General features: G+C 45.0%; 12 protein-coding genes. 4 read left to right on the forward strand and 8 right to left on the reverse strand.

What is annotated here, in order from left to right; genetic code table 11:
* Positions 1-468 precede the first annotated feature (468 nt).
* Positions 469-2,214, forward strand: a complete 1,746-nt coding sequence (locus F6K63_RS23790; RefSeq protein ID WP_008186397.1) for an iron uptake porin — start codon at positions 469-471, stop codon at positions 2,212-2,214.
* A gap of 178 nt (positions 2,215-2,392) precedes the next feature.
* Here F6K63_RS23790 and F6K63_RS23795 read toward each other — a convergent pair whose 3' ends face one another.
* Positions 2,393-2,551 (reverse strand): hypothetical protein, encoded by a 159-nt coding sequence (locus tag F6K63_RS23795; protein ID WP_154659802.1) that lies wholly within the window; start codon positions 2,549-2,551, stop codon positions 2,393-2,395.
* Between the two features lie 208 nt (positions 2,552-2,759).
* Here F6K63_RS23795 and F6K63_RS23800 point away from each other — a divergent pair, with 208 nt between their 5' ends.
* Positions 2,760-4,508, forward strand: coding sequence for an iron uptake porin (locus tag F6K63_RS23800; RefSeq protein ID WP_287263868.1), 1,749 nt, complete (start codon positions 2,760-2,762; stop codon positions 4,506-4,508).
* A 194-nt stretch (positions 4,509-4,702) separates the two neighbouring features.
* On the opposite strand, the gene F6K63_RS23805 is transcribed toward F6K63_RS23800, so the two are convergent.
* On the reverse strand, positions 4,703-4,861 hold the full coding sequence (locus F6K63_RS23805) for a hypothetical protein (protein ID WP_154659802.1): 159 nt from the start codon (positions 4,859-4,861) through the stop codon (positions 4,703-4,705).
* Between the two features lie 206 nt (positions 4,862-5,067).
* On the opposite strand from F6K63_RS23805, the gene F6K63_RS23810 reads away from it, so the two are divergent.
* Complete coding sequence (locus F6K63_RS23810) at positions 5,068-6,774, forward strand: iron uptake porin (protein WP_008184753.1); 1,707 nt, start codon at positions 5,068-5,070, stop codon at positions 6,772-6,774.
* Positions 6,775-7,032: 258 nt separating this feature from the next.
* The gene (locus F6K63_RS23815; protein WP_287313273.1) at positions 7,033-7,623 is read left to right on the forward strand and encodes a hypothetical protein; all 591 of its coding nucleotides are present in this window, start codon (positions 7,033-7,035) and stop codon (positions 7,621-7,623) included.
* A 329-nt stretch (positions 7,624-7,952) separates the two neighbouring features.
* Here F6K63_RS23815 and F6K63_RS23820 read toward each other — a convergent pair whose 3' ends face one another.
* The 6 genes from F6K63_RS23820 to F6K63_RS23845 all read right to left on the reverse strand — a co-directional run bounded on the left by F6K63_RS23820 (position 7,953) and on the right by F6K63_RS23845 (position 13,393).
* Complete coding sequence (locus tag F6K63_RS23820; protein ID WP_008184757.1) at positions 7,953-8,261, reverse strand: hypothetical protein; 309 nt, start codon at positions 8,259-8,261, stop codon at positions 7,953-7,955.
* 191 nt (positions 8,262-8,452) lie between these two features.
* Positions 8,453-9,454 carry an MvdD family ATP-grasp ribosomal peptide maturase gene (locus F6K63_RS23825; protein WP_502708348.1) on the reverse strand — a complete coding sequence of 334 codons (1,002 nt, stop codon included), beginning with the start codon at positions 9,452-9,454 and terminating at the stop codon, positions 8,453-8,455.
* A gap of 440 nt (positions 9,455-9,894) precedes the next feature.
* Positions 9,895-10,884, reverse strand: a complete 990-nt coding sequence (locus F6K63_RS23830) for an MvdC family ATP-grasp ribosomal peptide maturase (protein WP_287313275.1) — start codon at positions 10,882-10,884, stop codon at positions 9,895-9,897.
* 248 nt (positions 10,885-11,132) lie between these two features.
* On the reverse strand, positions 11,133-12,386 hold the full coding sequence (locus tag F6K63_RS23835) for an RNA-guided endonuclease InsQ/TnpB family protein (RefSeq protein ID WP_287313276.1): 1,254 nt from the start codon (positions 12,384-12,386) through the stop codon (positions 11,133-11,135).
* A 161-nt stretch (positions 12,387-12,547) separates the two neighbouring features.
* On the reverse strand, positions 12,548-12,928 hold the full coding sequence (locus tag F6K63_RS23840; protein WP_287313277.1) for a microviridin/marinostatin family tricyclic proteinase inhibitor: 381 nt from the start codon (positions 12,926-12,928) through the stop codon (positions 12,548-12,550).
* A 192-nt stretch (positions 12,929-13,120) separates the two neighbouring features.
* Entirely contained in the window at positions 13,121-13,393 is a 273-nt protein-coding gene (locus tag F6K63_RS23845) for a microviridin/marinostatin family tricyclic proteinase inhibitor (RefSeq protein WP_287313278.1), read from the reverse strand.
* Positions 13,394-13,409 lie beyond the last annotated feature (16 nt).

The raw sequence follows: 13,409 nt of genomic DNA on the forward strand, positions 1-13,409 counted from the left end.
AGGCACGTAAGTGGCTGACTTGCCCAGCATTTAAGGCCGTAGGCCACGCTACGCGAACGGCTTTGTTTATCAGTACATATATTATAGCAATTTTATAATACCCTGTGCAAAATTCATCCCACACCTATGCTAAGCATTAGGTGTGGGATGAATTTTGCCGGACAGCTAAACATAAAAGCATCTTTCTTAACCTGATTATTACCAAAGCCTTACCTCCCCTTCAACCTCAAGCCGTATAATCTAGAGCGCACAGACAACGATTGCTCTGTTGCTTAAAAGGATTGGTATCGTAAGTCACTACAATCGAGTATTTTTCTCGAAAAGCTAGCTCCCCTGATCACACAAAAAATGATATGCTAATCCAGAGTTGTCCTATAACTAACGAATTGTAGTGGTTATAGGAAAAAATTGCGGACTGCATTGAGTCCAAGAGTGTTGTCTACTAGGTGTGAGGTTGATTGACAAAGGATGTCAACAATTTTTTGGAATACTATCAAATATAGTCCCGCTGTGCTAGGGGCTTCGCTGCTGGTGGCTAACAATACCTATGCTGCTCCCAGCCTTGAGGAATCTTCTACTGAAACTCAAGTGGCTCCACAAGAGCTAACGGTTGCCCAGGCTACGGGTGAGTCTAACTCGGAAATTTTAAAACAAATCAATATCTACAACAACCAGGGCACAAATGTAGATTCGATAGACCAGGTCACCAGTGTTTCCCAACTGCGGGACGTATCTCCTGGTGACTGGGCTTATGAAGCTTTGCGCTCTCTGGTAGAACGGTATGGCTGTATTGCTGGTTATCCTAACCGCACATTCCGTGGAAACCGGGCAACTACCCGTTATGAGTTTGCGGCTGGTTTGAATGCTTGCTTGAACCAAATTGAGCGGTTAATTGCGGCGAGCACAGCGGACTTTATTACCAGGGAAGACTTGGAAACCCTGCAACGGCTGATTCAAGAGTTTGAAGCAGAACTGGCTACCCTAGGGGCACGGGTGGATAACTTAGAAGGTCGGGTGGCTTTCCTAGAAGACCATCAGTTCTCCACCACCACCAAACTCAAAGGGGAAGTTCTGTTTACCTTTGCTGGTGCCTTTGGGGAAGAACAAGCTGAAGCTGAAGAAAGGCGATTAGATGGAGATGACGAAGACGATGATGATGACGAAGAAGCTCAGGAAGGCATTGATGAAAACATTACCTTCAGCAACAGGGTACGTCTGAACTTCGATACCAGTTTCACCGGTAAAGACCGGTTGAGAACTCGTTTGCAGGCAGGGAACTTTACTAGGCTCAGTAGTGTGACTGGTACCGACATGGCTCGCTTGGGTCATGATGCCGGTGGTGGCAACGATGTGGAAATTACTGAATTGCACTACCGCTTCCCCATTGGTAAGAAATTAAGGGCTTATGTGGGAACCACTGGCCTGGACTTGCATGACATTTTCAACCCGACCAACCCCATCCTGGCAAGCAGTGGCAGTGGTGGCTTATCCCGGTTTATCCGCCGTAACCCCCTAACTCATCGGGGAGTAACCGGAACTGGTGGCGGTTTCACCTATAAATTTAGTGATGCCTTGAAACTATCAGTACTTTATTTGGCTGATGATGGTGATGCTTCTAATCCCGGTGAGGGCTTAGGATTGTTCAATGGTGCCTATAGCGCTGGTGCTCAACTGGGTATTTCCCCCATTGATAATTTGGATCTATCTTTGACCTACGTCCGTAGTTACCAGCCAGGAGACAGTGTCAATCTTTCGGGTAGCACTGGTAGTGAACTGGCCCAGGAACCATTCGGTAATACGGCTACCTCTGCCAATCGCTTAGGAGCACAAGCCAGTTTGCGCCTGACCGAACAAATTCACATCGGCGGTTGGTTTGGTTATATTGATGCTGAAGCAGAAGATGATAATGGTACGGTAGAAGAAGGTGACAATGCTGACATCTTCACTTGGCTAGCCACCCTGTCTTTCATTGATTTAGGCAAAGAGGGAGCTGTGTTCAGTATTGCCGGGGGTGTGCCACCTAAGGCTACCGAAATTGATGGTACCGAACAAGAAGATGAAGATACTTCCTACCTGGTTGAGGCACAGTACAAATTCCCCATTAGCAAGAACATCCTGATTACTCCAGGAGCCTACGTGATTTTCAATCCTAATCACGATGAAGGCAATGATACGATTTGGGTTGGAGCCATCCGTACCACCTTTAAGTTCTAAGTAAAAATACTAGGTACAAATTCTAGGTATTGCTATCAGCTATCTGCTGTGATTTATCAGCAGATAGCTGACTAGTTTAGGAGAAGTCACAAGTCACAAGTCACAAGTCAAACTCTTGCGCTTACAAAGGGTGTGAGACTTTTGTCATGTCCTAACTGCCCTGTCTTGATGCAGTCGCTCATGGGGAGGGGCTGTGTGCGGAACCTGCGTCCGCACCTGTCTTGATGCAGTCGCTCATGGGGGAAACCCCCAAGACCGCGCTGCATCGCTGTAAGCCCCGTGGAAACCCCCAAGACCGCTTAGGTGCGCTTTCCGCATTAAGAATTAAATTCGCCACGGGTCGCACCTCTGCATCGCTGGCGACTGCTGTATCGTAAGTGACTAAAATCGAGGATGAGTATCTTTCTCGAAAAATCACAAAAAAAATGATATGCTAATCCAGAGTTGTCCTATAACTAACGAATTTTCGTGGTTGTAGGACAAAGTGGCGGACTGCATTGAGTCCAAGAGTGTTGTCTACTAGGTGTGAGGTTGATTGAGAAAAGATGTCAACAAGTTTTTGGAATACGATCAAATATAGTCCCGCTTTGCTAGGGGCTTCACTGCTGGTGGCTAACAGTGCCTATGGTGCTCCCAGCCTGGAGGAATCTTCTACTGAAACTAAAGTGGCTCCACAAGAGCTAACCGTTGCCCAGGCTACGGGTGAGTCTAACTCGGAAATTCTACAACAAATCAATATCTACAACAACCAGGGCACGGATGTAGATTCGATAGACCAGGTCACCAGTGTTTCCCAACTGCGGGATGTATCTCCTGGAGACTGGGCTTATGAAGCTTTGCGCTCTCTGGTAGAACGGTATGGCTGTATTGCTGGTTATCCTAACCGCACATTCCGTGGAAACCGGGCAACTACCCGTTATGAGTTTGCGGCTGGTTTGAATGCTTGCTTGAACCAGATTGAGCGGTTAATTGCAGCTAGCACCGCTGATTTTATTACCCGGGAAGACTTGGAAACCCTGCAACGGCTGATTCAAGAGTTTGAAGCCGAATTGGCTACCCTAGGGGCACGGGTGGATAACCTAGAAGGTCGGGTGGCTTTCCTAGAAGACCATCAGTTCTCCACCACCACTAAACTCAAAGGGGAGGTTCTGTTTACCTTCGCTGGTGCATTTGGGGAAAAACAAGCTGATGATGATGTCAGGGGAGAAATAGATGATGATGATGAGAATCAGGTTGGCATTGATGAAAACATTACCTTAAGTAACCGGGTACGTCTGATTTTCGATACCAGCTTCACTGGTAAAGACCGGTTGAGAACTCGTTTGCAGGCAGGGAACTTTACTAAGCTCAGTGGTGATGTCACTGGTACCGACATGGCTCGCTTGGGTCATGATGCGGATGGTGGCAATGATGTGGAAATTACTAAGTTGTACTACCGTTTCCCCATTGGTACAAAATTCACGGCTTATGTGGGCACCGCTGACCTTGACATAGATGACATTTTCGACCCCACCAACCCCTGGCTGGAAAGCAGTGGCAGTGGTGCCTTATCCCGGTTTAACCGCCGTAACCCCGTAACCTATCGCGGGCCAGAGGGAGCTGGTGGCGGTTTCACCTATAAATTTAGTGATGCCCTGAGTCTATCACTGCTTTATCTAGCTGACGGGGATGATGCTCCAAGTCCTGCTCAGAAAGATGGACTTTTCAATGGTGCCTATAGCGCTGGTGCTCAACTGGGTATTTCACCCATTGATAACTTGGAGTTATCTTTGACCTACGTCCGTAGCTACCAGCCAGGAGGCGATGTCAACCTTTCCGGTAGCACTGGGAGTAGCCTTGCCAAGGAGCCCTTCGGCGAGGAGGTGGCTACCTCTGCCAATCGCTTTGGAGCACAAGCCAGTTTTCGCCTGACCGAACAAATTCACATCGGCGGTTGGTTTGGTTATATTGATGCGATCGCTGAAGATGATTTTATTCACGAGAATGGTGAGATTGTTGAAGAGGGTGACAATGCTGACATTTTCACTTGGGCAGCCAACCTGTCTTTCATTGATTTAGGCAAAGAGGGAGCTGTGTTCAGTATTGCTGGAGGTGTGCCACCTAGGGCTACCGAAATTGATGGTACTGATGCAGAAGATGATGATACTTCTTACCTAATTGAAGCACAGTACAAATTCCCCATCACCAACAACATCATGATTACTCCAGGAGCCTACGTGATTTTCAATCCTAATCACGATGATGACAATGATACGATTTGGGTTGGAGCCATCCGTACCACCTTTAAGTTCTAGGTAATAATTCTAGGGTTTGCGATCAGCTATCTGCTGTAATTTATTAGCAGATAGCTGATTAGTTTAGGAGAAGTCAGAAGTCAGAAGTCAAACTCTTGCGCTTACTTAGGTTTGAGACTTTTGTCATTTCCTATAAGTTCTAGGGTTTTATTTTTATTTAAAAATTCTAGAGTGCCCTGTCTTGATGCAGTCGCTCATGGGGAGGGGCTGTGTGCGGAACCTGCGTCCGCACCTGTCTTGATGCAGTCGCTCATGGGGGAAACCCCCAAGACCGCGCTGCATCGCTGTAAGCCCCGTGGAAACCCCCAAGACCGCTTAGGTGCGCTTTCCGCATTAAGAATTAAATTCGCCACGGGTCGCACCTCTGCATCGCTGGCGACTACTATATCATAAGTGACTACAATCGAGGATGAGTATCTTTCTCGAAAGATCACAAAAAATGATATGCTAATCCAGAGTTGTCCTAGACATAACTAATTCTAGTGGTTAAGATAAAGGGTTGGGGACTAATTTGAGTCCAAGAGTATAATCTACTAGGGTTGAGGTTGATTGACAAAGGATGTCAACAAGTTTTTGGAATACGATCAAATATAGCCCGGCTTTGCTAGGGGCTTCATTACTGGTGGCTAACAGCGCCTATGGTGCTCCCAAGCTTGAGGCATCTTCTACTGAAACCCTTCCGGCTCCACAAGAGCTATCGGTTGCCCAGGGTAACGGTGAGTCTAAGGGTGAGTCTAACTCGCAAATTTTAAAACAAATCAATCTCTACAACAGCAACAGTACTGATGTAGATGCCCTAGAGCAGGTGACCAGTGTTTCTCAACTGCGGGATGTATCTCCTGGTGACTGGGCCTATGAAGCTTTGCGCTCTCTGGTAGAAAGGTATGGTTGTATTGCTGGTTATCCTAACCGCACATTCCGTGGAAACCGGGCAACTACTCGTTATGAGTTTGCGGCTGGTTTAAATGCTTGCTTGAACCAGATTGAGCGGTTAATTGCGGCGAGCACCGCTGATTTTATTACCAGGGAAGACTTGGAAACCCTGCAACGGCTGATTCAAGAGTTTGAAGCAGAATTGGCTACCCTAGGGGCACGGGTGGATAACCTAGAAGGTCGAGTGGCTTTCCTAGAAGACCATCAGTTCTCTACCACCACCAAACTCCAAGGGGAGGTGATCTTTACCTTCGCTGGTGCCTTTGGGGAAGAACAAGCTGATGGTAGTGGAGATGACATTGATCAAAACATTACCTTAAGCAACCGGGTACGTTTGAACTTAAATACCAGCTTCACCGGGAAAGACCGGTTGAGAATTCGTTTGGAGGCAGGAAACTTTACTCAACTCAGTGATGTGACTGGTACCGACATGGCTCGCTTGGGTCATGATGCGGATAGTGGCAACGATGTGGAAATTCCTGACGTGTTCTACCGTTTCCCCATTGGTACAAAATTCACGGCTTATGTGGGAACATCTGGCCTTGCCTTGGATGACGTTTTTGACCCGACCAACCCGTTCCTGGAAAGCAGTGGCGTTGGTGCGTTATCCCGGTTTAATCGCCGCAACCCCGTAACCCATCGCGGACCAGAAGGAGCTGGTGGCGGTTTCACCTATCAATTTAGTGATGCCATCAATCTATCACTGCTTTATCTAGCTGATGATGGCGATGCTCCTAGTCCTGCTCAGGGAGATGGATTGTTCAATGGTGCCTATAGCGCTGGTGCTCAACTGGGTATTTCCCCGATTGATAACTTGGATTTATCTTTGACCTACGTCCGTAGCTACCAGCCAGGAGAAGATGTTAATCTTTCCGGTAGCACTGGTAGTGACCTAGCCAAGCGCCCCTTTGGCGAGACGGCTACCTCTGCTAATCGCTTAGGAGCACAAGCCAGTCTTCGCCTGACCGAACAAATTCACATCGGCGGTTGGTTTGGTTACATTGATGCGATCGCAGAAGATGATAATGGTGCGGTGTCTGAAGGTGACAATGCTGAAATCTTAACTTGGTCAGCTAACCTGTCTTTCGTGGATTTTGGCAAAGAGGGAGCTGTGCTGAGTTTTGCTGGAGGTGTGCCACCTAGGGCTACCGAAATTGATGGTACTGATGCAGAAGATGATGATACTTCTTACCTAATTGAAGCACAGTACAAATTCCCCATCACCAACAACATCATGATTACTCCAGGAGCCTACGTGATTTTCAATCCTAATCACGATGATGACAATGATACGATTTGGGTTGGAGCGATTCGTACCACCTTTAGATTCTAGGGAAACATTCTAGGTGTTGCTATCAGCTATCAGCTGTCAGTTATCAGTAGATATTGTGTAGGGTGCGTTAGGGACCTGCTAGCCATCATTTTCACGGTCGTCAGGGTTGGGATAGCTTGTCCCGTAACGCACCACTAGCTCTAAAAGCCATGTTGCTTTAGTAACAACCCCGACTTCTTTTCGAGGTCGGGATTTTTATGCTTGGGTATTAATTAAAGTGCTAAAATTTACCCAAGATTCAGGTAATAGGTGCTCTCTATGAATGTTATTAAAATAGGGTCATTTCTATCACTGGGCATTATATTCGCACTAACCGGCAATGGGGTTAACGCCCTGCCTGGTCAGAGAACTGATCAAGTTGCTGCATGGATTAACGGTCACCCCACCCTACGGCCTGGTATTGGAGATGGCTTAGTAGTTCGCAAAAGTGATACAGCTGGGGAACGATTTACCTTTCAAGCCACGGTCTTGCCTCCTGGTACCATCTCTTATCCAAAAGACCGGAGTACAATTCGCAGTGAACGCATTGCTATCCATGACCAAGTTAATGGGGTAACCCTCGAACGCCTGGAGGAATCCCTGCGCACTGTCTATGGTCCAAAGATTTATCGAGATTACAATAGCGCTCAGTTTGTATATACCTATCCCTCTCGAGAAATCTTAGAGTTATCACGGCGACAAAACCTACCACTGTGGTCAGCTGAACAGGGTCAACTCTTGTTAGGAGAACAATACGGCTATTGGATAGAAATAACTCAAAATGATACCGGCAAGGCTTTCATTGGGCAACTTACGGTTTTCCTGAAAGAGGATTTAGGGAAACTAGAAACAGAATTACGGGCACGTTAGGTGAGTATTAATAAGAAGGGAGTCGGGAGTCGGGAATCGGAACCCACCCCTAACCCCTCCCAGGAGGGGAACGGGAATCGGGAATCGGGAGTTTGGGAAGCATTATTACTATAAGAACCCCATCTTATATATAATTATTTGGCATTTCTTGATTCAGCAACATCCGATCTTTACCTATAACCGCATCAAGCTTAGGGGCGCGAGCAACACCTGTAGGCAAAAAGCGAACTATTAGCGATCGCGTCCGCTAGAGCGCCCTAGTTAGTAAGATATGGGATTAAGAACGATCATTTTTTGCTTGAGATCCGGAAATAACCCAGTACAACGGTTTATTTATAACTAGAACTTTCTGAAGTTGGATTAAATAATTCCCACAATCCAACAAACCCGACAAAAAAAGTATAAATGCCATAATTTATAGGATTTTTATCACAACTGTTAGCTTTAAAAGCAGCGATTACACCTTCAATAAAATGGGAGATTAGAGCAATACTTCCTAGGCACAATGCAGCATAGAGGTTACTTGGTAGAGAGCCATGGGTTAACTGTAAATAAATATACCAAATTTCTAGACCTAAAGCGCAAGTAATTAAAATAGTAGATGTTATTTTAATTAGATAAAATAATTGATTTTTCATTATTAACTGTAACTAAAAGTAGCTATAGTCTGGAGATCGGGAAATCGGGAATTCCCATCTCCCCACACTTCCCTGTAAAAAAAATACCAATTAAAGTAAGGTGGGCAAAGTTCCATTATCTAAAATACTCAAAACAACCAAACTGCTTTTGCCCACCCTACAAGCTCTAGTGCTGCTAAAAAAAATTAGTACTAATAACGGCGTGGCACCAAGTTCAGCAAAACATCAGCAATAGCCTGGGAAATTGGTAAGCCAGGGCAAAGCTCAAGCCAGAAGAATTCTCCCACTGGATTGACCTCAAGAAATACATGGCGACCATCGGGAGTTAGAATAATATCAATCGCGCCATAGTTCAACCCAAAGTAATCCATTAGCTTCAGCAACTTTTCTTCCAGATCCTGGGGCAGCTGATAGGGCTGCCAAGCGTTTAGGGAATCAACGCCCCGTCGCCGCCAGTCATAACGAGCACCTGGAAACTGTTGAGAGTCTATCGAAGCAGTGAACACTTGCTTTCCGACAATTTTCGTTCGTAACTCTAGTGCCTTAGGCAGATGTTCCTGAAAGGTCATTGGACAGAACCTTAGTCCATCCAAGTTGTCCAAATCCTCCGGTTTGACCGGATTGGTAAACACTACCTGCTCCTGTCCCTGCTGATCATAGATGGCAAAGGATGAAAGCATCTTGGTGATTATACCTGACTCACATTCTTTGGCAAATTCCACCACTGCTGCGGGATTATTGGTGGTGAGGTTAAGGGGAGTATCTATCCCGAGTTCCCGTGCTACTTTTAGCTGTAACTGCTTATTTTTGGCTTGCTCAACCACAGGGACCCGATCCAAGTGGAAGCCATCGATACTGGCAATCATACCTTGGATAGTTACACGAGATTCTTGTACAGAGGCTTGCCGCATTTGCGGATCCATGGTGCTGGGAATTCTTGCCCCCATAGCAATGCGCCGATACCAAACTGCTGAGACCTCCTGCAAATCTAGCTTTTCTTCCTCAGACTTCAGGATTAGCCTTTCTGTATTCTTACCGTCTGTATTCTTACCGTAGTAGACATCTAGTTGGACTTCTGTGGGAAATCGGTCAGTGTCAAACCGAAAGGCTTTCTCCCCTTTTTCTTGAATGGCTTTTACCACTAGGGGAATGCTTTCGTTGTCTTGGCTATGGGTAATAATTAAAACTGTCATTGTTAATAGGAATCGGGAATCGGGAATCGGGAATCGGGAATCGGGAGTAGGGAGTAGGGAGTAGGGAGTAGGGAATCGGGAGTAGGGAGTAGGGAGTAGGGAGTAGGGAATCGGGAGAATAAACTTGTTAAGTATCAATCAAAAAGTAAAAATAAAAATTTTCCAACCAAAGTTAATTATTCCAAATTAATACCCTACACTCAAAATAAATAAATAAATAAATAATATATTGCACGATTCAACATTATCTATTGAATAGATTAAAACAGGGAATAGCAAAGATAAATAAATCATAATTTATAGTAATTTGTTTATTTTATAGGGTTGATTGCACTTATGCTGTACAGTTTTTATTAAAAAAATCATTAATAATGAGAGATATTATTGCCTTAAAAATATCTTTATTATTGCCTATTGCCTGTTGCCTGTTGCCTGTTGCCTTAATTGGCAACCTCAGACAACAAGGCATCTGCGATCGCATCAGAAATGGGGTAACCTAAATCTCGCTCTAGCATGCCCCATTCGCCAGTGGGGTTAACTTCTAGGAAGACATACTCACCGTCTGGGGTGACAATCATATCAATAGCGCCATAGGTTAGTCCCAACCTTGCCATCAAAGCATTCAGGCCATGGGCAACCTCACTGGGCAATTGATCAGGTTCCCAAGCACAGTCTTCTGGTTTAGCAGAGCGCCAATCCATCGTTGTTGCAGAATACCGAGAAGCATCGAGAGCTCCTACAAATAGATTTCCCGCCACGAATGTTATTCGCAACTCCCGCTGTTTAGGAATCTCCTCTTGGAAGACCATGGGGCTATAGCGCAACATTTCTGCCTCTTGGAGGTCTTCTTCTTTGACAACGCTGGTATATAGGAAAAAAGAAGAGGCTTCCATACTATAGGAAAGAGGAGTAAGCAACTTAGCCACCATCTTTCCTCCAACCTCAGCAAAAAAACCCCGCATCCGATCTGGATTATTCGTGACCAGAGTGCGGGGAACGAGCAGACCAACTTCATTGGCAATTCTGAGTTGACGTGGTTTGTTTTCTGCCTCTCGGATTCGTTCTAACCTATCTACCCAACGAGCATGGTTGAGATGATCTAAGAAACCATCAATGGTTGCTAATGATTCCCTAACGCAAGCGTCTTGGAATTGGGGAGCTAAGTCTGGGCTGACTTGTGGATGCCAGAGTCGTCGCATCCAAACCCCTTGCACGTCTTCGGTTTTAATCGACTGTCCACTATAGTCTAACTGGTAACTAAGCCCATTGCTAGTGATACCAGCTGCTAGTTGCACCTTACTGGGAAATTGATCGGTATCGAAGCGAAAAGGTTTAGCCCCTCGTTTTGATAGGGCTTCCGCTACTCTATCAATAGTGAAATAATCACCACTGTGGGTTATCAATAGTATTATATCACGGGATCGGTTCATATACCTAAATGCTGAAGAATAAATAACGGTTAAATACATAACACTCAGCCCAAAGCTAATTGCTGAGGGCTGATCGCGGGTTTCAAAAGCTCAGTTGACGCAAAGCGAGAAATAGTATCGGCAATTATTTCAACTACCCCTTCCTAATCGAGTACCCTAATCGAGTACACCTCGTCTTGGCAAGGGGATTGTGTCTACAGTCCACCTCCAATCTAAGTTCCGAGATAGGCTAGCCTTTGGCAATCCCCTCAGTCTAGAGTTTTGGTTTCATCCTGGGACACATCAGGGACGGTTGAAAGTCGCCCCGTCCTCTCAAAGTCTTGCCTCAAGAGGAGAGTTCTCAGTGCGATATTCTTGGCTCCGACTAAATCAGCATGTAGTTTGTATCCACAAGCCATGCAATCAAAATCTAATCCATTATTGGGTCGATTGGCTTTACTGGTATGACCACAACGCGGACATGACTGGGAGGTAAAATCAGCATCAACTCTAATCGCTAAAGCGCCACCCAAAACAGCTTTATAGTCAATGAAGCAATGTAACTTAGTAAACTCCCAAGTCTTTTTATTTATATGGGGTTTACAGTTTTTTGTATAGGGTTCATGCCCTAGTTTAATTGAATTAATTTTATCCCCATTATGGGTAATATTTTCTAGACCAATTAATGAGCCAGGAATCACTACACGTTTGGCAATACAGTGATTAATATCAGCGTTAAACCGTCTCTCTCGTTTTGACAGGACTTTCAACCGTCTGCTAGCCGAACGAGTGCCTTTTCGCTGTAGAGTTTGTTTCGTTTTATAATAACGATTAGCTCTATGAATTACTGACTTGCCAGAAAAGAAACCAGGTGTGTTATTCGTATCAAACGTTACTGCTAGATAGCGCTGACCTACATCCACACCAACAACACGTTTGATTGCTTCAGGTTTAATATCGGGTATATCTAACTCCAAACTTACTAGTAAATAGTAAGTTTTAGTTGTTTCAGCATAGCAAATTATTGCCGTCCCTATTTTGGCAATACCTGAATGAATCAAGTCTAAGTGCTTTTGATATCCGGAGTAGTCAACTTTTATGCGACCTTCTAAGGTAACTAGGCTAGCTTTACCTTTAACAAAGGAGTAGTCACGCTTGTAACTAAACGTACAGGTCCGAGCTCTGAATTTAGGAGGGGTATCTAACCCTTTGTAACGCTTGTTGGTAATGCCGGATTTTAAGTGATTAGCATTACGCTCTACTTTCATCCAGAGATTTTTATAGATTGCAGCTACCTGTCGAGGTACGTTACATGCCATTTGGGCTGGTAACCTAAAGCGTTTTAGAAGGTCGTAGTAAACTTGCTTTTGTAACTTAGCTGCATAGGAAAGTTTGCCGTTGTCAAACGCCAATTTCGATGTATAGTTCAAGGCATCACGATAAGCTAAAGTAACTGCACGAAGCTTTTGCTTTTGCTCCGGTGTGCAGTTCAACTTCAGCTTTGCAGTAATTACCTGCTGCATCGAATTCTTGACCTTTGTTAATTGTGTTATTGCAGTTTTAAATTAGGTGAGGTACTTTCCTTCTTGGTTTTAGAAGGGAGCTTCGGAGTTTCGGAACAGCGAATAAAATTTAGATGTACCTCACGCTGATTAGTAAACCCTATAGTCAACTCGATAGGATATTACTTGTGGGGAGCATCTTCCTCATCAGAGGGGAACTTCAGGGTCACAACTGAACCACCGCCACCATCTTCTTGATCCGATGGGTACTTCCGGGTCATCGCAATTGGACCACCGCCACCCTCTTCGTGATCTGAGGGATACTTCTTAGTCAAGGCTGGACCACCACCACCCTCTTCGTGATCTGAGGGATACTTGCGGGTAAAGCATCCGGCACCATCTTCAAAATCAGAGGGGAACTTCTCTGTCATCGGAAATCCGCGACCACCTCTAACATCATCCATTTCCTCTTCAGATAGCTCTTCGCACCATTGTCCTTCTAGGTAGCGGGCAAAAAAGGGAACTGCTTGGGAATTTTCTTCTGGTTTGTCTATATTAGACATGGCTTTTAACTCCTAGTGGATAAATAAGATGTGGGGAAATAGGACATAGAATGTGGCTAACTGATGTCCATAACTATGAATATATCCATGATATAGACACAGAATAGACACAACAAATAGACACAACTATTTCCCTATAAATCTATTAAAAGCCATGCCCTCCTAGCTGTAACGCCAAATTGGCGAAAATTTTTAATTATCTACTAATATAACTTCTTCATCATTATCCGATGGATACTTCAGAGTCACAAATACATCATCTCGAAACTTCAGGGTTACGGGCAACCAATCTTCCCGATCAGATGGATACTTGGTTGTGATACCGCGCTGAGGGGGCAATACAGTACCACCTTTGACAGCTTCCATTTCTTCTTTAGATAAATCTTCAATAAATTGTCCTTCCAAGTAGCGGGCAAAGAAGGGAACTGCTTGGGGATTATTTTCTGGATTTTTCATGTCTGACATCGTCAAATTACTCCTA

This window comes from Moorena sp. SIO1G6, from assembly GCF_010672795.1.
GTDB lineage: Bacteria > Cyanobacteriota > Cyanobacteriia > Cyanobacteriales > Coleofasciculaceae > Moorena > Moorena producens.

Excerpts from the sequence above, each read along its gene's own strand:
- F6K63_RS23790 (WP_008186397.1), top strand. The coding sequence starts at position 469 with ATGTCAACAATTTTTTGGAATACTATCAAATATAGTCCCGCTGTGCTA.
- F6K63_RS23800 (WP_287263868.1), top strand. The coding sequence starts at position 2,760 with ATGTCAACAAGTTTTTGGAATACGATCAAATATAGTCCCGCTTTGCTA.
- F6K63_RS23810 (WP_008184753.1), top strand. The coding sequence starts at position 5,068 with ATGTCAACAAGTTTTTGGAATACGATCAAATATAGCCCGGCTTTGCTA.
- F6K63_RS23815 (WP_287313273.1), top strand. The coding sequence starts at position 7,033 with ATGAATGTTATTAAAATAGGGTCATTTCTATCACTGGGCATTATATTC.
- F6K63_RS23820 (WP_008184757.1), bottom strand. The coding sequence starts at position 8,261 with ATGAAAAATCAATTATTTTATCTAATTAAAATAACATCTACTATTTTA.
- F6K63_RS23825 (WP_502708348.1), bottom strand. The coding sequence starts at position 9,454 with ATGACAGTTTTAATTATTACCCATAGCCAAGACAACGAAAGCATTCCC.
- F6K63_RS23830 (WP_287313275.1), bottom strand. The coding sequence starts at position 10,884 with ATGAACCGATCCCGTGATATAATACTATTGATAACCCACAGTGGTGAT.
- F6K63_RS23835 (WP_287313276.1), bottom strand. The coding sequence starts at position 12,386 with ATGCAGCAGGTAATTACTGCAAAGCTGAAGTTGAACTGCACACCGGAG.
- F6K63_RS23840 (WP_287313277.1), bottom strand. The coding sequence starts at position 12,928 with ATGTCTAATATAGACAAACCAGAAGAAAATTCCCAAGCAGTTCCCTTT.
- F6K63_RS23845 (WP_287313278.1), bottom strand. The coding sequence starts at position 13,393 with ATGTCAGACATGAAAAATCCAGAAAATAATCCCCAAGCAGTTCCCTTC.